At 33.9% G+C, this 22,436-nt stretch carries 20 protein-coding genes; all 20 read right to left on the bottom strand.

The window, feature by feature from the left end; translation table 11 throughout:
• Positions 1 to 120 precede the first annotated feature (120 nt).
• The 20 genes from ACX6U0_RS18805 to flaG all read right to left on the bottom strand — a co-directional run bounded on the left by ACX6U0_RS18805 (position 121) and on the right by flaG (position 22,385).
• Complete coding sequence (locus ACX6U0_RS18805; protein ID WP_464961390.1) at positions 121 to 654, bottom strand: DinB family protein; 534 nt, start codon at positions 652 to 654, stop codon at positions 121 to 123.
• Positions 655 to 949: 295 nt separating this feature from the next.
• Positions 950 to 1,438 carry a VanZ family protein gene (locus tag ACX6U0_RS18800; protein WP_464961389.1) on the bottom strand — a complete coding sequence of 163 codons (489 nt, stop codon included), beginning with the start codon at positions 1,436 to 1,438 and terminating at the stop codon, positions 950 to 952.
• A 237-nt stretch (positions 1,439 to 1,675) separates the two neighbouring features.
• Entirely contained in the window at positions 1,676 to 2,185 is a 510-nt protein-coding gene (locus ACX6U0_RS18795; protein ID WP_464961388.1) for a DinB family protein, read from the bottom strand.
• Positions 2,186 to 2,398: 213 nt separating this feature from the next.
• On the bottom strand, positions 2,399 to 3,592 hold the full coding sequence (locus tag ACX6U0_RS18790; RefSeq protein ID WP_464961387.1) for a PDZ domain-containing protein: 1,194 nt from the start codon (positions 3,590 to 3,592) through the stop codon (positions 2,399 to 2,401).
• Positions 3,593 to 3,830: 238 nt separating this feature from the next.
• Entirely contained in the window at positions 3,831 to 5,264 is a 1,434-nt protein-coding gene (locus ACX6U0_RS18785) for a S41 family peptidase (protein ID WP_464961386.1), read from the bottom strand.
• Positions 5,265 to 5,438: 174 nt separating this feature from the next.
• Positions 5,439 to 6,905 (bottom strand): catalase, encoded by a 1,467-nt coding sequence (locus ACX6U0_RS18780; protein ID WP_464961385.1) that lies wholly within the window; start codon positions 6,903 to 6,905, stop codon positions 5,439 to 5,441.
• A gap of 298 nt (positions 6,906 to 7,203) precedes the next feature.
• On the bottom strand, positions 7,204 to 8,505 hold the full coding sequence (locus ACX6U0_RS18775) for a murein hydrolase activator EnvC family protein (protein ID WP_464961384.1): 1,302 nt from the start codon (positions 8,503 to 8,505) through the stop codon (positions 7,204 to 7,206).
• Positions 8,506 to 8,636: 131 nt separating this feature from the next.
• Positions 8,637 to 9,530 carry a permease-like cell division protein FtsX gene (ftsX, locus tag ACX6U0_RS18770; protein WP_088001093.1) on the bottom strand — a complete coding sequence of 298 codons (894 nt, stop codon included), beginning with the start codon at positions 9,528 to 9,530 and terminating at the stop codon, positions 8,637 to 8,639.
• Complete coding sequence (gene ftsE, locus ACX6U0_RS18765) at positions 9,520 to 10,206, bottom strand: cell division ATP-binding protein FtsE (protein ID WP_464961383.1); 687 nt, start codon at positions 10,204 to 10,206, stop codon at positions 9,520 to 9,522. The genes ftsX and ftsE overlap by 11 nt, the downstream gene beginning before the upstream one ends.
• A 340-nt stretch (positions 10,207 to 10,546) precedes the next feature.
• The gene (gene cccB, locus ACX6U0_RS18760; RefSeq protein ID WP_464961382.1) at positions 10,547 to 10,873 is read right to left on the bottom strand and encodes a cytochrome c551; all 327 of its coding nucleotides are present in this window, start codon (positions 10,871 to 10,873) and stop codon (positions 10,547 to 10,549) included.
• A gap of 78 nt (positions 10,874 to 10,951) precedes the next feature.
• Positions 10,952 to 11,815 carry a YitT family protein gene (locus ACX6U0_RS18755; protein ID WP_464961457.1) on the bottom strand — a complete coding sequence of 288 codons (864 nt, stop codon included), beginning with the start codon at positions 11,813 to 11,815 and terminating at the stop codon, positions 10,952 to 10,954.
• Positions 11,816 to 12,192: 377 nt separating this feature from the next.
• A protein-coding gene (prfB, locus tag ACX6U0_RS18750) for a peptide chain release factor 2 (protein ID WP_464961381.1) occupies positions 12,193 to 13,291 on the bottom strand; the annotation gives its coding sequence in 2 pieces (ribosomal slippage) (positions 12,193 to 13,218 and positions 13,220 to 13,291; 1,098 coding nt in all).
• Positions 13,292 to 13,429: 138 nt separating this feature from the next.
• On the bottom strand, positions 13,430 to 15,940 hold the full coding sequence (secA, locus tag ACX6U0_RS18745) for a preprotein translocase subunit SecA (protein WP_464961380.1): 2,511 nt from the start codon (positions 15,938 to 15,940) through the stop codon (positions 13,430 to 13,432).
• Positions 15,941 to 16,436: 496 nt separating this feature from the next.
• Positions 16,437 to 16,979: a ribosome hibernation-promoting factor, HPF/YfiA family gene (gene hpf, locus ACX6U0_RS18740; RefSeq protein ID WP_464961379.1), complete on the bottom strand. Its 543-nt coding sequence runs from the start codon at positions 16,977 to 16,979 to the stop codon at positions 16,437 to 16,439.
• A gap of 322 nt (positions 16,980 to 17,301) precedes the next feature.
• Positions 17,302 to 17,499 (bottom strand): cold-shock protein CspD, encoded by a 198-nt coding sequence (gene cspD / locus ACX6U0_RS18735; protein WP_088001105.1) that lies wholly within the window; start codon positions 17,497 to 17,499, stop codon positions 17,302 to 17,304.
• A gap of 210 nt (positions 17,500 to 17,709) precedes the next feature.
• Positions 17,710 to 19,533, bottom strand: coding sequence for an APC family permease (locus ACX6U0_RS18730; RefSeq protein ID WP_464961378.1), 1,824 nt, complete (start codon positions 19,531 to 19,533; stop codon positions 17,710 to 17,712).
• A gap of 200 nt (positions 19,534 to 19,733) precedes the next feature.
• Positions 19,734 to 20,084 (bottom strand): flagellar protein FliT, encoded by a 351-nt coding sequence (gene fliT, locus ACX6U0_RS18725; RefSeq protein ID WP_464961377.1) that lies wholly within the window; start codon positions 20,082 to 20,084, stop codon positions 19,734 to 19,736.
• Positions 20,084 to 20,485: a flagellar export chaperone FliS gene (fliS, locus tag ACX6U0_RS18720; protein WP_464961376.1), complete on the bottom strand. Its 402-nt coding sequence runs from the start codon at positions 20,483 to 20,485 to the stop codon at positions 20,084 to 20,086. Before fliS ends, fliT begins: the two co-directional genes overlap by 1 nt.
• Positions 20,486 to 20,510: 25 nt before the next feature.
• Complete coding sequence (locus ACX6U0_RS18715; RefSeq protein WP_464961375.1) at positions 20,511 to 22,016, bottom strand: flagellar hook-associated protein 2; 1,506 nt, start codon at positions 22,014 to 22,016, stop codon at positions 20,511 to 20,513.
• A gap of 15 nt (positions 22,017 to 22,031) precedes the next feature.
• Complete coding sequence (gene flaG, locus ACX6U0_RS18710; protein ID WP_464961374.1) at positions 22,032 to 22,385, bottom strand: flagellar protein FlaG; 354 nt, start codon at positions 22,383 to 22,385, stop codon at positions 22,032 to 22,034.
• Between the last annotated feature and the right edge of the window lie 51 nt (positions 22,386 to 22,436).

Here is a 22,436-nt window from a genome sequence, read left to right as displayed (position 1 = left end):
TGTTTTTTATCATGAGCTAAATTCAAATGACTGGTAACCGATAAAATTGAAAAGACGATTAACAAAGTGATATCTGTTAATCGTCCTTTTTGTAATAAAATCTTATATTTAAGACATATACTATTTTAAACTATTTGCATATAACTTACGGATCATACGTATTTGTCCTCTATGATTGATTTCATCTTCAAAAACATGGAACCATTTAAAGTAATTTGTCGCTAAATTTCTTCCAAATTTTGACTTCTCATATAACCATTCATCTGATAGTGTATTAAATTTAGCAAATGTATCTTCTCGAATCGTATCTAAAAGATTAATATAATAATCTAAATCATTACCTTTAATTTTCTCTCTTGCCTCTTTATCTAAATCTAAACCAGGTAACCATTTCTCTTCTTCCTCTTCATTTAAATCTCTATTTTCGAAGGTATTAAGTTGATACCAATATTCAACGCCCGCCATATGGGTAAGCAACATCCCAATTGTGTTACCTGTAGGAGAGTGCAGATAGTCAAGTTCCTCCACAGTAATATTTTGAATAGCTTCCAGCGTTGTATATCTTACGTAAGTCATCATTGATTTTAATGTATTAAAATCTCCTTTAACTCCATCTTGTTCCCCAACTAATAAAATATTGCTTGTATCGATCATTGTTGTTACCCCTCCCATTTTTGTCCAACCTATTAATTTCTAGATATGTTAGTAAATTCCCTACATAAATTGAAATTCTTTTTTCCGTTTTCATCAGTATAATTTGAAAATTATACAATATGAAATACTAGCAAAATAAAAAAAGTCGACTATGGAGTCGACCAGGATGTTTAAATTTTATAACTTTAGTTCAATTTAGGGAGTCAGCATATTCAATACTAAATTCCCCCCTAACGCATACGTCCGTTCAATAAAGAGCTACTTTTACTAACTATATCTTCTCATAATCTTAACATTATAAATTAAGTATTATGTGCCTATTAAATATAAAGATAATAAAAAATAGTACACAAGAAGTTAACACCAAAGCACATAAATTTATAAATATATGTGTTCTGTTTTTTAGAATCCAAAATAAAAAATAATATATTCCAATACCGATTATACCTCCAAGTGTATTGGCCAGTATATCAGTAATATCACTTCTTCCGATTGCTAATACAAATTGGATCATCTCAAATGATAGAGTCAAACCAAAAGTTGAAAGAACTTTTTTCAACATTGACCAGTTACTTTTCAACATACAAATAAAGATACCAAATGGCACAAAAATCCTTACGTTGTTATACACTTCAGAAAAGACAGAATTATTAAGTGGAATCAAATTTATTACTTGCACTTTGTCTATTTGATCAAAAGAAAAATGTAACTTTAAAAGGACTAACCAATTAAGAGCTAAAAAATAGATTACGAACAATATGAATGTTAATTTTTTATTTCCCAATATTTCTCCTCCAATTCTTGTTACAACAACACCCTGAAGATAAAAACTCACATTTGCAATGTTCATTTCTGTTATATATACTCTCTACGTTTTTCTTCGAGTTGCTCCAACAAGCCTTATTAATACTCTAAGGATAGGAAAAACAATTTAAAAATCGAGTGGGGTAAATCTTAAATTTTTCTTAAATCCAGTTATTTGTTCTAAAGAAATTAGGTTTTTTCATTAATAGAGAAAGACTTATAAGTATTTATCACTAATCACTTTCATATGGTGTAACTCGTGCCCGGCAATGCCATATGCAATGGTACCTAACGAAACTGTGCTGTTCATTACAGTTCCATTACGAACCCACGCTGCTTCATCAATGGTTGAAATTAGGCTTAACGTGCTGGAGCGTACCGTGTCTAAACCAGCTAATAACTGCTCCCAGGATAATTTGTTGAAGTTTGCCGCAGAAACGTATTGATCCTGATCCATTGCTGGGAGTGGTGCAGTTTCATTCCGTGCAATGGCAAGCATTCGATACGACATCACACGTTCCGAGTCGGTCATATGTCCAACCACTTCTTTTAAAGTCCATTTCCCTGGTGCGTACGCCTTCCTTGCTAACTCCTCTGTTACGCTGTTTAAGAGGGTAATGGTCTTAGTTCGTTGCTTACTAAGTATTTCTACAATATCTCCATCTGGCACAAGACTAACATATCTATCATGCTCTGGATTTTCAATAAATAATGGTCGTGGACGCACAAGAATCCTCCTCATGAAAATAGTTAATTAAGGTTCTAGGCTAATATTAGACTGTCAAGAAGATATTTCCTTTATTTGTAATAAATAAAAAAGGAACTTATTTCGATTATGAAATACGTTCCTTTTTTGTTTTACCTTCCATTTCGGAGGTTTATGAAAATTATTCCAGAGGTTTTTGACAAAATTCCGGGAGTTTATGAAAAATCACAACTACTAACCAACCTCACCACTATACTTCGTTTCCTCTTCAGGGAAGATGAAGCCCAGTTCATGGTGATCGCCTTCGTATACTGCACATTGTGTAATTCGAATTTCAGCATTGAAGTCGATTACTTCAAGCTTACAGTATGCTCGGTTGATTTGAAGTGCATTGTAGAATTCATCAACGGTGGAAACGCTTTGACCATTTACTTTTGTTATGCTTTCACCAACAAGTATATCCATTTTATCTGCAACTGAGTTTGGTAAAATGCCTAATACAACCAGACCAACAGCTTTTGATGTAAAGTAAGATGGCGTATTGAAGTCTCTATTTTTATGAATATAGGAAATAGCTTCACGCCCAACAATTGCTAATGCTACAGTAACAAATGCGACAAATCCAACAAAGTAGCTTACGATTCCGCCAATACAAATTAATAATGAAAGTGTCACAATTTGTTTTCCAACAAGTTTGATCGATTCTTTTGGAAGCATTCCCTTCATTAATTGATAGAAACCAATTCCAAAAGGTACGCATAAAATTGAATAGCCGCTATCTCCTAATGATAGAATTGGCCACCAGGCAAAATCACTCACTATAGTTCCATTTGGAATAAGTAAAAATACTGGTACAATCCACAGTTTGTTTGCTTCATGTGCACCGACTCTTTTACCTCGTTTACTTTCTACCAATAATGGTGATGTATGATTTACTGCATTTCTTTGTACTAAAACTCCTTCAGCTAACAACAACAAGCTTAGTAGAATTGCAACTGCTGGTAGCATGCCATTCATATCTTTTGGGACAACGTTTTCTAAGATTGACAGTGATGATACGCCTTTATTTAGTAAAGGAATAGCAATCAGTGCTAGTCCAATTGTATATGCGGGCGATAACCAACGAAATTGTAAAGTTATTGTACATATAATCGTTATGATACTAATCAAGATAACCATTTCAATTGGAATACTGATACCAACCAGTAATGAAACGACTGATAATATTGCACCTAAAAATAAGCCATACAATAAAGATGTCTTCCATTCAAACGAAACATTAAAAATACGTGTAGAAAAATGTTTTCGTTCTCTTTTCACACGTAAATAACCGCTAAATAATGCAGCGATAAAAAATAGATAAACAAATGGATGTAAAAATAACTTAGCAAAACCAACTAGTAATTCTGATATTACATTTGACCACATATCATTCACCACCTTTTAAAAGATTTGATAGATTCATATATATTTATGTTATCGGTTTATATCATTTTTTTCAAAGGGAAATATGTAATATACAAAATAAAAAAGCACACTTACCCCTAAAGTGTACTTTTCGACAATCATCTTCCGTTCTCCTGCCTGAAATGTAGTAAAGTAGCTATTTCCCGGGAATTATGTCAAAAGAGGACGAAAAAGCTTCGTCCTCTCTCTCATACAATATTTATTCAGATATTAATTCTAAAGCTTCTTCTAATTGAACGTCATTCTTTTCATCACGTATTTTTTCAATTAAAGATGCTTCTAATTTTTCAGATGTAAGTTGATCAAGTTTCCCATTTACAGTAATTCCAACTGCTTTCTGATATTTTTTAACTGCCGATTCCGTATCTTTACTAAAATATCCATCTTCACGTCCAGGATCATATCCTAATCCTTTTAACATGATTTGAGCCTGTTTAATATTTTCGTTATTGTCATCATATTTAAATGTCTTCGATTTATCAATTGGCGTTACATAGAAATAATCAGGTTGTTTGATTTCAATATCTGGCTTAATTCCTTTTTTGTGAATCCAAGTACCATCCGGTGTTAACCATTTAAACTGAGTTAATTTAATGTTACTACCGTCTTTGAAATCAAGTGTCGATTGAACTGTACCTTTACCAAATGATTTTTCACCAATTAGTTGATAATCTCCAGCCTCACTTAATGCTGCAGCTAAAATCTCTGCTGCTGACGCACTTCCTTTGTCTATTAATACGTTAATAGGATAAGGTTTAGCTTTGCTTAATTTCGTATAATACTTCTCACGCTGACCTTCTCTGTTTTCTACTTGTAAATATGGTTCATTTTTAACAACTAATTCTTCTAGAACACCCTCTACAGCTTGTAAATAACCACCAGGATTTCCACGTACATCTATTGTTAATCCTTCAATATTCTGAGATTCTAGTTTATCCAATTCCTTCTTAAATTCATCTGCAGTCTTTTCATTAAAAGATGTAATATGAAGGTACCCAATTTTTTCGTTATTAACATTCTTAACAGAACCAAAAACTGTGTACATTGGAATGTCATCACGTTTAATATTAAATGTTATTGGTTCTGCAACACCTGGTCGTTTAATCTCTAGTGTTACATTCGTACCCTTTTTACCTCGTATTTTTAATACGGCATCATATTGTGATAAACCTTTTATACTTTTCCCATCAACTGTAAGGATTTCATCTTTTGGTTTAATACCTGCTTTCTCAGCTGGAGAATTTTTAATCGGTGATACGATGATTAGTTTTTCTCCATCCTTCGATACCTCTGCTCCAATTCCTTCAAACGATGAACCTAATGATTCATGGAATTGCTGCGCAGTTTTTCCATCCATATAAGATGAAAAAGGATCATCTAAGGTCGTTACCATTCCTTGTATTGCACCTTCAGTTAATTTATCAGGATCAATTTTTTTCACATATTGATTTGCAATAATTTCGTAAGCTTTTTGTATTTTTGCAATATTTTCGTCCTCAGACGCTTTTATTTCTTTGCTTTGTGTTAAGTTTGAAACAATTGAACTTGTACTATTATTAAAAGCTAATGAGCCCACTCCAATTCCAACAACAAATGTTGCTGAGGCAAGTAGTGCTGATGTTTTACGATTCATATAGAACCTCCTATCCGTTCATGCTTGAACGTATCAATCTACTATTTAGTGTATGTATTGAAAAAGCATCACACAGACGTGCGATGCCTTTTCTGTTCTATTATATGATAAGCCTGTATCACTTATGTTTGCAAGTAGAACACTAATTAATAAAATTTTATTAAAAGGTTTTAATTATTTTGTCGTAAGGTGTTGTAAATATGGAGATAAATCTAATCCTAACTCATTTGCTAATCTTTCACCTAACTGTACATTCGCACGGTAGAAGTTGCATACAGCACGAAGCTTAATCTTTTCATCAACCGATGCAATATCTGCACTAATGTTTTTAATGACCGTATCCTGTTCTTCTTTACTATATCTATTCCAAACTTCTCCCGCTTGCCCAAAGTCATTTGTTTTTTCTATTTTCTTACGAGCTGTCACACCATTTAATGGTTGATCAACTTCTACATAAGCTGGATCTTCTTTAGGTGTATCTGAATAGCTGTTTGGCTCAAAATTAATTTGATGAGTTTGTTGACCAAATGGCATAGCCCCATCACGTTGATTGTTCGCTACTTTTGCAAATGGGCAGTTAATTGGTAACTGTTGATAATTTGCACCGATACGGTATCTTTGTGTATCAGAATAAGAGAATAATCTTCCTTGTAATAATTTATCCTCAGATGGTAGCATACCAGGAACTAATACGCCTGGATTGAAACCAACAGATTCTGTTTCAGCAAAAACATTTTCAGGGTTACGATTTAAAATCATCGTTCCTACTAATTGACGTGGAATCACATCCTCAAACCAATCCTTCGTAGGATCTAATGGATCAAAATCAAAATCATCCATATCAGCTGGATTCAGGACTTGCACATATAAATCCCATTCTGGATAATCTCCATTTTCAATTGAATCATATAAATCACGGCTAGCATGGTTAAAATCATTCGCTTGAATTTCACTTGCTTCTTCCATTGAAAGGTTTTTAACACCTTGCTTAGGAACCCAACGAAGTTTCACATAAACTGTGTTTCCATATTCATTCACCCATTTAAATGAGTGAACACTTGACCCTCTCATTTGACGGTAGTTTGCTGGAATCCCTTCATCAGAGAATAAATGAACTAACATGTTTGTAGTTTCTGGTGTTAATGACCAGAAATCCCAATAGCGATTACCTGTTTGTAAATTTGTTCTTGGATCTGGTTTTAATGCATGAACCATGTCAGGGAATTTCATAGCATCACGAATAAAGAATATAGGTAAGTTATTACCAACAAAATCGTAATTTCCATCTTCAGTATAGAATTTTACTGCAAATCCACGTGGGTCACGTAATGTTTCAGGAGAATGCAAACCATGGATTACTGTTGAGAAACGTGCAAATACTGGCGTTTCTGTTCCGGCATCCTGTAAGAATTTTGCTTTTGTATATTTCTTCATACTATTTTTTGTAATAAACACACCATGTGCACCTGCGCCTCTAGCATGAACTACACGCTCAGGTACTCGCTCACGGTCAAAATGAGCTAACTTTTCAATTAGTTGATAATCTTCTAAAAGTGTTGGCCCTCTTTGTCCTGCAGTTAGTGAATTTTGGTTATCTCCAATTGGTACACCTTGATTTGTTGTTAAGCGATTATTTGTCATATTTTGTCTCCTTAATTAGAATTATTATTATTTAGTATTAATTATATGATAATGTAATTTAGAATGAAAATCAATATTAAACTATAATTATTATAAACTAGGAAATATTTAGGAGAATTCACCACCTTTTTGCTATGTAAAAGCATTACTAAATACTTATCTCTGCATACTATTAACCCTGTCTATTTATATCTATTTCATTGGTTTATTTTTTAGCATAAGAAATTAATGAGAACAAAAATGAACACAAAAAAACCTATCACCAATTTTTAGGAGATAGGTTCATAGAGTATAATAATTAGAAATTAATATATTTTTGTGGATCTACGGCATTTGATTTGCTAGCATTCCACTCACCTTTATGAAGTTCAAAATGTAAATGCTGACCAAAAGAATGACCAGTGTCACCCATATAACCAATTTTTGTACCTTTTGAGACAGTTTGTCCAGTTGACACGTTAAAGCTATCTAAATGTGCATAAACCGTTGTCCATACTTGTCCACCGATATTATGTGTAATAAACACACAGTTACCATATGATGAAGAAGTATATGCTCTGATAACTACACCATCACCCGCTGAAACAACAGGAATTGTTCCACTACCTGCTATATCAATTCCATCATGGAAACCTCCACCATCAAAAGATCTGTTACCAAATCCTGAAGAAATATAGCCTGCAGCTGGTCTAGTAAAGTTTCCACTTGAGATAGGTGGTGTACTTCCCCCTCCAGAGTTTCCTGAATTACCAGAACCACCATTTGATGGTTTGTTTTCATTTTTCTCTTTCTCTCTTTCAGCTTTTATCCTCGCTTCTTCGGCAGCTTTTCGTTTTGCTTCTTCTGCTGCCTTTTGCACTGCAATTTGCTGACTAGCTAATAACTCATCCTGCTCTTTTAAATTTAATACGTCTTCATGCGCTTCTTTTTCTTGTTCTTTTAGAGACGCCATTAAATTGTTTTGTTCATTTACTTGATTTGCAAGCTGTTTATTTAAGCTTTCTAAGTTCGCCAAATCTCGCTCCATTTTGGCTTGTTTAACCGTCATTTCATCTTTTTTACTGTTTACGATCTTTAAATCTAAGTTCTGCTGCTTGATAATGTCTTCATCTGCTTCCATGATCACTTGTACAGCACTCATTCGTTGAACTAAATCTCCGAAGCTATTAGAACCTAAAATAACATCGATATAAGATAACATTCCGCCAGACTTTTGAAGTGAACGCATTCTATCTTTTAATAATTCTTGTCGTGACTCAATGCGTTTCTCAATAAACTTTATTTCTTCCTTCAGTTTACTAATTTGTTTTTTACCACTATTAACTGCATCCTGTGTTTGGTTAACTTGGCGTTTTGTTTCTTTCATTTTTACGTCAAGCTGTTCAAGTTTTTTAACAACATTTGCTTGATCTTGTTGTAAATCATCAATCTTGTCATTTGTTGCTTCTGTCTTTTCCTTAACCTCACTACGTTTCTTTTTGATACTGTCAATTTGTGTTTGGTACTTACTCTCAGCAAAAGAAACGGATGGGATGGCCCCGATGATGAAAGTACTGCTTAACACCATAATCATTACTTTCGATTTTTTATTATTCTTCATCTAAGATCCCTCCTTATGTATATAGAAAAGCTTTAGTACCTTAATCAACTCAGCTAGACGTTAAAAATAGACACTAAAGCTCATCATTTCATTACTCTATTAAAACAATAAAACTTTTCAATGCATTTATATTATTTACGTAAGAATTTTCGAATTGACATGACACTACCCCACATACCAATAACAGCGCCGATTCCAATTAAAATGGCAGCAATTTGATAAACAAAAGGTGAGAATGGAAGTAATGTAAACATTGTTCCTGCTAATTTTGGCATTAACATATTGTAAACAACATTATAGCCAGTTAAGATTAATGCGATTGGTAGAATCGCACCCATAACCCCTAGTAATAATCCCTCTAAAAGGAATGGCCAACGAATAAAGTTATTTGTTGCACCTACTAATCTCATAATCTCAATTTCACGTCTTCTCGCCATAATTGTAATTTTGATTGTGTTTGAAATTAAGAACATTGCAGTGAACAGTAGACCTACAATCAGCACTAAACCAATATTTCGTCCAACTGAAACTGCATTGAACAGTTTTTGAACTTGTTTTTTACCATATATAACTTCATCAATATAATGTAAACCTTCAATTTTTTTCGCAACTGGCGCGATTTTATCAGGTGAATCTGTTTTTACAATATACGTATCATTTAATGGGTTTTCTTGTTCGAACAGCTCAAAGGCTTGTCCATCTTGCCCCATACTCTTAATCAAATTATCTAATTCTTGATCTTTTGACGAGAATTTAACTGTCGTAACATGATCAATTTTTTTGATTTCGTCTTTTAAAGCTCTTTGTTGTTCTTTAGTAGCCGTTAAATCGACTAAAACTCGTATCTCAACATCTTTTTCTAAAGTTGTACCAATATGGTTAACGTTTAAAATAACAGTTAAAAATACGCCAACAAGCATTAAAGTAACCGCAACAGCACTTACAGATGCAAATGTCATCCAGCCATTACGTCTTAAATTTCGAAGTCCTTCACGAACATGTCTTCTCGCAGTTCTAGCTTTCATAACCGTACACTCCTCTCGCTTGGTCGCGTACAATTTTTCCGCCTTCAATTGCAATAACACGTCTCTTTAAATTATTTACTATATCCTTATTATGTGTAGCCATTACAACAGTTGTGCCACGGTCATTAATCTCTTTAAATATATCCATGATCTCCCAAGTAGTTTCAGGGTCAAGGTTACCTGTAGGCTCATCGGCAATAACAACTTTTGGTTTATTTACGATTGAACGAGCAATCGAAACACGTTGTTGCTCACCACCAGATAGTTCTGTTGGTAAGAATCGAGCTTTATGCTTTAACTTTACAAGATCAAGTACTTCCATAACTCTCTTCTTTATTGTTTTCGGATTTTCTTCTATAACTTCAAGTGCGAATGCAATATTTTCATATACAGTTAAAGTCGGTAATAATTTATAGTCTTGGAATACAACTCCTATATTTCTACGTAACAAAGGTACTTTGCTATCCTTCATTTGTGCTAAATCAATACCGTTAATTAATATCGTTCCTTTTGATGGTTTTTCTTCACGATACATCATTTTAATGAAAGTCGATTTCCCAGCTCCACTAGGTCCAACGACATATACAAATTCACCTTGGCGAATTTTTACATTAATACCATTTACCGCAAGAACACCATTAGGATACGTCTTATAAACTTCTTTTAATTCAATCATGACATTCTCCTTATAGTAATTGTTCCTTATTATTTATATATCGAATCGGATATGATCCATTTTAATGATGACTTAACTTAACATTTTACGAGTTTTTTTGCTTACTGAAACATATTCCCAAATCTGTTCTTATCTACATAATTCGATATTTTTCTGCTAAGCTCCTCTATTATACCATTTTAAAATTGTCAATACTGATAAATTTATGTTACATTTTGTTTAATAGTCAATATTTATTTCGACCTATTTCTATTCACTCTTTTAACAATAGTGGTTTTTGTAATATAAATGAAAAAAACAGACCAATTCTAAGTAATTAGAAAATTAGTCTGTTTTTTATTTATTTCTTAGATGCTAACCATTTTGCAACACTTTTTGCGTCATTTCCTTCAACTACACCACCAGGCATCTGTCCTCTACCCTCATGGATGATGTTTTCAATATCTTTTTCAGAGTACTTTGAACCAACAGTTTTTAATGCTGGTCCAATTCCACCTTCAAGTTGCCCACCGTGACAGCTTGAGCAGCTTTGTTTGAAAAGTTTTTCTCCAGCACTAGCTGATACAGGCTCACCAGAGTCTTTATTACCAGCATTATTATTTGAACCACAAGCTGCTACTGTTAACAGCATTCCACCAGTGACAAAAGCAAGCAGTAGCTTTTTCACAAAAATCGCCCCTTTGATAAATCCAATAAGTCTTATACTTTTAGTGTACTACTGATAGGATGTCACAACTTTTCCTTTTTATGTCAAATTTGTGAAACCTTCTCCAAGTACTTCGGTCGCATCGACTACTGTTATAAAGGCATTTCTATCAATAGATTGTACAATATCACGTAATGTTATAAATTCTGATTGGTCTAGAACACACATTAATACAGGGCGGTTTTCATTCGTGTAACCACCAACCCCACTTAATTTTGTTACACCTCGATCTAACTCATGCACGATTGCATTTGTAACTAGTTCTTCTTCTGAAGTAATAATTAATGTCATTTTTGATCTAGCAAGACCGATTTGTACTAAGTCAATTGTTTTACTCGTTACGAATAATGCGATTAATGCGTACATACCACTTTCTAAATCAAACACGATTGCCGCTGTTAAAACGATTAATCCATCGATAACTGCTACACAAATACCAAGTGATAACCCTGTATATTTATGAACAATTTGAGCTGCTAAGTCAGTACCTCCTGTTGATGCTTTTCCACGGAATACAATCCCTAGACCTAAACCAATACAAAGTCCTCCAAAAATCGCAGCTAAAAGTGGATTATCAGTAGCTGGGCTCAAATCTTCCGTTAAAAGAACAACGAATGGTAAGAAGATCGTACCAACTAGTGTTTTAATGCCAAATTGACGACCTAATAAAACAACACCTGCAATAAATAATGGGATATTAAAAGCCCATTGTACAATTGCTGGTTTAAAACCAAGTGTACTTTTTAGGATTGTTGAAATACCGCTTACGCCACCTGAAGCGATATTATTTGGTAATAATAAGACACTGAATGCAGTGGCAATAATTGCTGAACCTAATAAAACAAAAAGATAATCAATAACCGTTTTACCCCAACCTACATATAAAGTGGTACCATACTTAATTTTCCTCAATGTAATCCCCCATACTTTCTCTAGTTGATAATTTTAAATTTTGTAACCTTTTTTAAGGTCTATATCTCTATTTTTATTAATCAAAAAGACTAAAAGCTTTCTTACATAATGGCTGAAAATTTACTTTTTAATTTTTGTAAAAAAATTATAATTGCAATACTATTTAAATAATCCCCAATATAGCTAGTTGCTATCTCCTAAAGATAAAATATTATAAAGAGAACATCTTCTATAAGAAGATGTTCTCTTTGAAAAACTTCAGTTATACCTCAATAAAATGGCTGTTAAGAACGCAAATTTCCCCTGTATTCTTAACAGCCAATTTTTTTTAGTCATTTCAGAATTTCTACAAGAATTATCTATTTACATTAAATTTTAGAACGTAAGTATGCATCGATAAATGGATCAAGTCCACCATCCATTACTGCTTGTACATTACCTACTTCGGCACTTGTTCGATGATCTTTAACCATTGAATATGGGTGGAAGACGTATGAACGTATTTGGCTACCCCAACCAATTTCTTTTTGCTCACCACGAATCTCATCGAGTTGTGCTTGTTGTTCATCTAACTTACGTTGATATAACTTAGCTTTCAACATTTTCATCGCTGCTTCACGGTTCTTGATCTGTGAACGTTCAGACTGACATGTAACAACTGTGTTCGTTGGTGTATGAGTGATACGAACTGCTGAATCAGTTGTATTAATATGCTGACCACCCGCTCCACTTGCACGGTAAGTATCAATCTTTAAGTCTTCTGTACGAACTTCAATTTCAATTTCTTCATTGAATTCAGGCATAACTTCACACGACACGAATGAAGTATGACGACGACCAGAAGAGTCAAATGGAGAAATACGTACTAAACGATGAACGCCTTTTTCCGCTTTTAAATAGCCATAAGCATTGTGCCCTTTGATTGCTAAAGTAACACTTTTAATTCCAGCTTCATCACCTGGTAAGTAATCTAAAGTTTCCACTTTAAAACCACGCTTTTCAGCCCATCTTGTATACATACGTAATAGCATCGAGCCCCAATCTTGTGACTCAGTTCCACCTGCTCCTGGGTGAAGCTCTAAGATTGCATTGTTTTTATCATAAGGCTCACTTAATAATAATTGAAGTTCAAAGTCATTTAGTTTAACAGTTAATACTTTCACTTCAGATACTAATTCTTCAAAAAGTTCATCATCGTTCTCTTCTTTAACTAACTCATATGTTAATTCAAGATTTTCATAGCCGTCATTTAAATCATTGAACTCATTAATGACCTCTTTTAAACCACTTACTTCACTGATTACGACTTGAGCTGCCTTTTGGTCATCCCAGAATGTTGGTTCTGACATAAATGCTTCAAGTTCATCTAATCTAGCTTGCTTAGTTTCTACGTCAAAGAGACCCCCTAAATGCTTGAAGGCGTTTCGCCATCTTTTCTAATTCTTGCTTTACTTCTACTAATTCCATTACTTACACCTCAATTAAAATTTTATGAACAATAAAAAGCAGGTAAAGACAAGTAATAGGAAGTGTAACCATTAATCGTTACACTAATTTCCTAATAACTACTTGCCCTTGCCCCTTTTTCATACAGTTTCTATCCTATTAGATTCCTTTACCGTGGCAGTTTTTATACTTCTTACCTGAACCACAAGGACAATCGTCATTTCTGCCAATTTCTTCGCCTTTTACAACTGGTTTTTTCTTCACTTCACCTTCATCAGTTCCTACATGAATTGCTTCACCTTGAACTGCTTCACGTTCAACATCTGCTTCTATTTCAGCCTTCATAATAATACGAGAAACTTCTTCTTCAATAGAAGCTATCATTTCTTCAAACATAGCGAAGCCTTCCATTTGATATTCGCGAAGAGGATCAATTTGTGCATATGCACGTAAATGAATACCTTCACGCAATTGATCCATTGCATCAATATGAGCCATCCACTTACTATCAACAGTACGTAATAAGACAACTTTTTCAAACTCACGCATTTGTTCAACTGGTAAAAGTTCTTGTTTTTCTTCGTAACGGTCAAATACTGCCTTTTGAATTAGTTCAACCATTTCATCCGGCTCAATTAAACGTAATTGTTCTACACTAATTTCGTCTTCATTTAGTAATGTAGCTTCTACGAAATCAACAATACCTTCTAAGTTCCACTCTTCTTGAAGTTGTTCATTAGGCGTATGAGCTGAAACAACACGATTAATCGTTCCTTCGATCATGCTCTTCACAATTGGTTGTAAATCTTCTGAATCGATTACTTCAGAACGTTGAGCATAAATTACCTCACGTTGCTGGCGTAATACATCATCGTATTGTAATAATTGTTTACGAGCATCAAAGTTATTACCCTCAACTCGTTTTTGTGCAGATTCTACTGCACGAGAAACCATTTTACTTTCGATTGGTTGAGAATCATCTAAACCTAAACGGTCCATCATAATTGATAAATTATCTGAGCCAAATCGGCGCATCAATTCATCTTCCATAGAAAGATAGAAAGTTGTAACACCTGGATCACCTTGACGACCAGAACGTCCACGTAACTGATTATCAATACGACGGCTTTCATGACGCTCGGTTCCAATTACTGCTAATCCACCAAGTTCACGAACACCTTCACCTAATTTAATATCCGTACCACGACCAGCCATATTCGTTGCAATTGTAACAGCACCTTTATGACCTGCTAATGCGATAATATCTGCTTCACGCTCATGGTTTTTTGCATTTAATACCTCATGCTTAATCCCTTTACGTTTTAATAACTGAGAAATTAATTCAGATGTTTCAATCGCAACAGTACCAACAAGAACTGGTTGGCCAGCTTTGTGACGCTCTGCAATTTCTTCAGCTACAGCATTAAATTTACCTGCCATTGATTTATAAACTAAATCCGCCTTGTCATTACGAGCAATCGGACGGTTTGTCGGAATAACTAGTACATTCATATTGTAGATATTACGGAATTCTTCTTCCTCTGTTTTCGCAGTACCAGTCATACCAGATAACTTTTTGTACATACGGAAATAGTTTTGGAAAGTAATCGTAGCAAGAGTCATACTTTCATTTTGAATTTTTAAACCTTCTTTTGCTTCAATCGCTTGGTGAAGACCTTCACTGTAGCGACGACCTTTCATTAATCGTCCAGTAAATTGGTCTACAATTACGATTTCACCGTCTTGAACAACATAATCCACATCATTTGTCATCGTAACGTGTGCACGAAGAGCTTGATTAATATGATGGTTTAAGTTCACATTTTTCAAATCAAATAGGTTTTCAACGCCAAACGAACGTTCAGCACGAGAAATACCTTCTTCAGTTAATAATACAGATTTCGTTTTTACATCATAGGTATAATCTTGATCTTTTTGAAGCATTCCAACAAAAGCATTCGCTGCGATATAAGCTTGCGCTGATTGTTTTGCTTGTCCAGAAATAATTAAAGGAGTACGTGCTTCATCGATTAAGATTGAGTCAACCTCGTCAATAATTGCATAGTTTAATGGACGTTGAACTCGTTGCTCTGCGTAAACTACCATGTTATCACGTAAGTAGTCAAAGCCTAATTCATTGTTTGTACTATACGTAATGTCACATGCATACGCTTCACGTTTTTCATCTGATTCCATACTATTTAAATTTAAGCCTACAGTTAGACCTAAAAATTCATATAATTGACCCATTTCGCGCGCATCACGGCTAGCTAAGTATTCATTTACTGTAACAACGTGAACACCTAATCCACTTAATGCATTTAAGTAAACTGGCAAAGTAGACGTTAATGTTTTACCTTCCCCAGTTTTCATTTCTGAGATATTACCTTCGTGTAATGAAATTCCACCTAATAATTGTACAGGATACGGCGTCATACCAAGTACACGAGTTGCACCTTCACGAACAACCGCAAAAGCTTCAACTAGAATATCATCAAGCGTTTCACCATTTTGTACACGTGCTTTAAACTCACCTGTTTTCGCTTTTAATTCATCATCTGATAATTTTGCATACTGATCATGTAATGCTACAACTTGATCAACCTGCTTTTGCATTTTATTTAATTGTCGTTGATTAAGGTCAAACACCTTTTTTAACATTCCAAGCATTCGTAACGCTCCTCTATTTTAAAGTCATAAACAAATGTCTTAATTAATTAGATACTATTTCTAATTTTATCATTAAATGAAGATAAGTGACAACCTTATGGACAGATTGTACCATTAGAATTGTTTAATTCTTTCGAAAATATCTGTTTTCACTAGCATTTTCACCTAAAAACGATGCGAAACTTAAATAATACTCTGTAAAAAAAGTTTTTGATTTCCACTCCAGGATGCTCGCTTTCCGTGGGGCGTGCGGTGAGCCTCCTCGACGCCTTCGCGTCTGTGGGGTCTCACCTGTCCCGCTACTCCCACAGGAGTCGAGCACCTTCCGTTCCAATCAACTTCTAAATAATCGTTTGAATGCTTATAAAAACCATCTTTTTAAATAACTACTTCTAGATAAAAATGCTATTTTAACAATATAAACAATAAACAATCTCATAATAAAAAAGGACTAAGCAAGAAAATTCTGCTTAGTCCTATTCACTCTATTATTCTATTATTTTGCTTCAATCAATCCATAACGACCATCTTTTCTTGAGTACACGATGTTCGTTTTATTTGTTTCTCCATTTAAGAATACGAAGAAGTTATGACCTAACATGTTCATTTGTAGAACTGCTTCCTCTGCATCCATTGGTTTTAAATCAAATTGCTTCGTACGAACTAATTCAATTTCATGTTCATGTTCCTCAACTGCAACTGCAGCTTCAGAAGATGTCGCAAACATATATTTTAAAGATCCTTTTTCACGAAGTTTGCGGTTTACTTTTGTTTTATGCTTTCTAATTTGACGATCTAGCTTATCAATGACTAGATCAACAGCTGCATAAAGATCAGCATGTTCTTCTTCTGCACGTAATAACATATACGTACCTGGAATAGTGACTTCAATTCTTTGCTTGTCGTGGAATACCTTTGCGTTTACTCGAGCTGTTAGATCCTCATTAAAATGACGATCAAAACGTGATAATTTCTTTTCTACGTATTCACGAATTGCTGGAGTAATTTCAATATTTTCGCCTCGGATGTTTAGCATCATATGGGTTTCCTCCTTCATCAAGCTCCAAAAATGAAAGCTGTCTATACTTATATTCTACACTAGATAGATATATTCCTTCAAAGAATATTTGTCCAATATCAGAACTTTTTTATCTTTACAAGAGATTATATTTAAAGATTTCGTTAAAGATTCTCTGTATTTTTTTCCAAGTTGTAAATATGGTAGAAACTTTTCCAAACCGTCCTATAAAATCTAGGGACTAGACACGGAATTCAAGTTAAAAACAAACAAAGGCTTACTCAAATGAGCAAGCCTTTGTGTTCCGAATCTATATAAGCAAATATTTACTTATTAACGGATATTAGATTTTAGTTACGTTAGCAGCTTGAGGTCCACGGTTACCTTCAACGATTTCGAAGCTAACTGCTTGGCCTTCTTCTAAAGATTTGTAACCATCAGCATTGATTGCTGAGAAATGCACGAATACATCGTCTCCATCTTCGCGCTCGATAAATCCAAAACCTTTTTCTGCATTAAACCATTTTACTTTACCTTGCATTCAAATCCATTCCCTTCAGTCGAAAACTTGTGAATCTTCTCCACAATTCAACTATACATCAAAAAAGTGGGACAAGTCAAAAATAGCTTGTCGCCTTTTTTTCCGACAATTCGACAAATTCCAAATTCAAGAAAAAAGGGTTAAGGGCATGGATTGAAACAAGTAAATTCCAACCATACATTTCCCTTAACTCCTTAATTGAAAAGCCTTTTACACCTTAAAACGATAAGGTACTGTCGTAACAATTACACTTCGTTTATGCAGTAAATATGCACGAAGTAATAAACTAGATTGATTATGTAAAACATTATGCCAGTTTTTCTTTGTAATAAATTGTGGGATTAAAACAGTGATTTCAAATCCATTTTCATGCGCTTTTGTTTCCATTTCATCGATTACTTTTAATAATGGTCTAGTAATTTCTCGATATTCAGAATGAACAACAATTAGCTTTACATTTGGATTCCACGCTTCCCACTTATCTCTCATTTGTTGTTCACTTTCTTTATCAAATGAAATATATACTGCGTAAACTTCATCTGCAATTCCTTGTGCATACTGCATCGTACGCTCCACAACTTTTGTAATACCAGCTACTGGTACAATCATGACATTCCCTTTAATTTTTTCAGGAATATCATTATTTAATCTAAGCTGATCTCCTACTGCCTCATAATGACTTCTAATTCTTAAGAATAGATACACGATGATAGGTAAGAAAATAAGAATTGACCAAACTTGATTGAATTTAGTTGTTAAGAAAATAATTGAAACTAGTGCTGAAATAAGTGCTCCAACAAGATTTGTTAGCATTTTAGGGAACCAATTTGCTGGCTTTTCTCTAAGCCATTTTAAAACCATACCTGTTTGAGAAAGTGTAAACGGTACGAATACACCCACTGCATATAATGGAATCAATTGCTCTGTTTTCCCTTGGAAAGCGATGATTAAAAGAATCGATGCAACACCAAGAGTGATAATTCCATTTGAATAACCTAAACGATCTCCACGAAGTAAATACATTCTCGGCATAAACTTATCACTTGCTAAATTGTACGCAAGTAATGGAAACGCTGAGAAACCTGTATTTGCTGCTAAAACAAGAATTAAGGCTGTTGTTCCTTGGATGAAGTAGTAAATAATATTACGACCAAAAATTTCTGATCCCAATTGAGACATAACAGTTTCTTCATGACTAGGCTTAATTCCGTAGTAATAAGCTAAAAACATAATTCCTGAGAATAATATAGCTAATATTGTTCCCATCATTACAAGTGTTTTTGCTGCATTTTTGGCAGCAGGTTCCTTGAAGTTTGGAATTGCATTTGAAATTGCTTCTACACCTGTTAGTGCAGAGCAACCTGATGAAAATGCTCTTAACAGTAAGAACGTAGTAATTCCTGAAATTGCAGTATCACCAATTGTTGTATGATCCGCAGGTGGTGCTTGCCCTGTAATGACATTATATAATCCAACGACTATGATAATTAAAAGTGCTACCACGAATAAATACACTGGATAAGCTAAGATAGACGCGGATTCAGTTACTCCACGTAAGTTCAAGATAGTAATAAAGATAACTAAAATAACTGCTATAAACACAGTATGACTATGCAATGCCGGAATAGCAGACGTAATCGCATCCGTTCCAGCTGATACACTAACTGCTACAGTCAAAATATAATCGACAAGTAATGAACCACCAGCAACTAAACCTGGAATAACACCGAGATTTTGCTTAGATACGACATAGGCTCCTCCACCATGTGGATAGCTAAAAATAATTTGGCGATAAGACAAAATTAAAGCTAACAATAAAATAAGCACGCCAATACCGATTGGAATCGAATACCAATATGCGACAGCACCAACTGTTGCTAGCACAATTAATATTTGCTCCGGTCCATAAGCAACAGAAGACAAAGCATCCGACGATAAAATGGCCAATGCCTTTGTATTCGAGAGCTTTTGCTCTCCTAATTCTGTTGTCTTAAGTGGCTTACCAATTAAGTATCGTTTTAATATCGATAACATAAGTACACCTCTACATAATAAGTATGAAACTAAACCATTTGAGTTTATCACATAAATGGCAAAAATTGTGTTAAATTCATGAAAATAATACCAATATTTATTACACTTTACGTAAATTCATTACTATTAAGTTACCTCTATTCTTAAATAAAATACTACAAAACAAAAAAGTATCCCGTTCCCACAGGATACTTTGTTTTTTATTCCTTTTTATCGAAAAAAGCTGAAAGATTATTTAATGATTTATAAGGGTTAATATATTGATTGTGTACCTTTTTTTGTTCATTTAACCCTGATAGATCTTTCTTAATATCAGTTAGAATGAAATTCATCGAACGATTAATTTGAACATTTAAATCAACAATCTTCTTCATTATTTGTCGTTCATTTTCATCTTTAGGGGGCTGCACATTCGGAAGTAGTTCATCCCTCTCGTCTAATAAAGAAAAGATTTGCTCAATTACCTCATCACGTTTTTCCTGTGACGGAACTTCTGATGTTAATTCTGCAAGTTGTGTAGTAACCGAAAAAAGTGTTTGGTTTACATCCATTATGCTTGTCCACCATTAGCAAACGTTTTTTGACGATTGATTTGGATTACTTCTTTCCATGTATCACGGAATTCTGTAACAAATCCTGCAACTTCATCTAAAATTGCAACATCATTTTTGAGGTTTGCTTGAACTAATTGGCGATGCAGGTAATCATAAAGTTGTAATAGATTATTTGATATTTCCTGATCCATATCTAAAGTAACCATTAATTCATGAATAATCTTTTGCGCCTTAAGAATATTCATATTTTTTGCTTCTATGTTATTAGATTCAATTGCTTGTTTACCTAATGTAATAAATTTTAAGCAACCATTATACAGCATTAGCGTCAACTCACCAGGGGAGGCTGTTGTTACTGAATTCTGCTGATAGTTTTGTAAAGGATTTAAAATTGCCATTTACACTTTCACCTCTATTTGATTATTAACCGCCAAGGGAACTCATAAATTGTGAGCTTTGTGCATTAGCACGTTCAATCGCCTGTTCCATTGCTGTAAATTGACGATAATAACGATCCTCAATTTGTGTTAGACGATTTTCAAACTTATTTATACGCTTATCTAAATCACTCATATCGCGACCTAATGTATACATAGATTGAACATAAGTTGATTTACCAGCTTTTTTCGCTATATTATCGATTGCATTTTTTAAAGAATCTTTTAATCTTAATGCAAAACCTTGTTCACTCGATGTTAATCCATTTGCTGCAAATAAATTTGCTACAGCACTTGGGTCATTATTAATGGCATCTTTTAGTTTTGTTTCATTAATTACTAACTTACCATGTTCTAAATAATTTGAACTTGTGGTTATTCCAATATCACTTAAAATTTTAGAGACTGAAGAAATCCCACTAACAGGTGAAGATAAATCTAGACGCATCTTATTTAATACACCTGTTAAAATATTATCACTTCGTATTAATCCACTTTGAGCCTTTTCTTCCCATTTTGTGATCTGATCATCTTTCATTGCTTCACGTTGGTCGTCCGTTAATGGTTGATAATCACGATATCTTTTTTCAGTTACCTTTGAATTTACTTTTTCAATTAAATTATTATATTTATCCACAAATGATTTAATTGAATCAAAAATCTTTTGTGTATCTGTTGAAGAAGTGATAGTTATAGGGAATGCAGATGTTTGTTTTAAGGTATAAGTTACATCTCCCACCGTAAACGTGTTTGTTTTTCTTGTTGTTGTTATACCATTTAAAGTAAAGCTTGCGTCTTGTCCCGTACCTACAACTGAGCTTAATTCAGTTGTTGGATTAAAGTTTAACTTTGTGAATAAGTCCTTCGTTGCAGCATCCGAAACATCAATTTTTGCACCTGAACCAGTATTCTTCTGTGTAAAAACTAATTGATGTGTACCTTCATCAAGATAAGCATTTATTCCTAAATTCGCATTGTTAATTTTTGTAATGAAGCTACTTACTGTTTCATTTGCATCAATTGTAATTGGAGAAGACACAGTATCTTTTGTTGTACCATCTGGATTTGTTACAGTAATTTTTAAGCCCGTACTACTGATACCTGCATTGATATCTGATAATTTGCTATTTAATGTAATAGATGCACCTAAATTACCTGATACATAACTTGCGGGATTTGCTAAATTCGTTATTGAATTGATTGTTGAAGCTGAATTCACTGAAGAACCTTTTGATGTCGCACTTACTGCAGATTCGTTTGAACTAACAACTGACTTTGATTGAAATGTAGACTGTAATCCAAGACCTGTTACTAATGAATTACGTAAATCTTCCATTAACAAGTTCATATCTCTATATTGTTGAGTCTGCCACTCCATAATCTGTTTTTGTGCTTTTAATTTGTTTAATGGCATACGTTCAGCATCCATCAATTTTTTGACAGTACCATCGATATCTAACATACCTGAAAATCCATTTATTCGATTAACCAAATTTACTTACCACCTTTATATCTTTTTATCGAAAAGAATACCTATAAAGTCTTCCATAGCGGCGTACATGTCTAGCATTTTCTTAGATGGAATTTCCTTAATCACTTCACTAGTAACACTATCAACGAGTACAGCATAATAATTATGTGTTTTTTCATGTAATTTAAATTGAACAGATGTATAAGTTGGAGTTAAAAAATCATTCATCTGTTCTATTGCTTGCTCCAATCTCTCTTTTGAAACCTTGCTTTCACTACTATCAAAATTACTATTTTCTTTCAGCACAATTTCTTTTACTTCTTGGCCTTGTTGCTGGGCAGGGATGTTTGTAACGTTCTTAGCCAAAGTCGATGTTGAAACTAAATTCATCTGACTTCCTCCCTTTTATGAAAACTTCTCTAATATTTATATCGGAGAAAT

The sequence above is a fragment of the Gottfriedia sp. ABJ_BB2_2 genome, from assembly GCF_055484705.1.
Note: the sequence above shows the minus strand (reverse complement) of the source record. Positions and strands in the feature narration are given on the sequence as shown.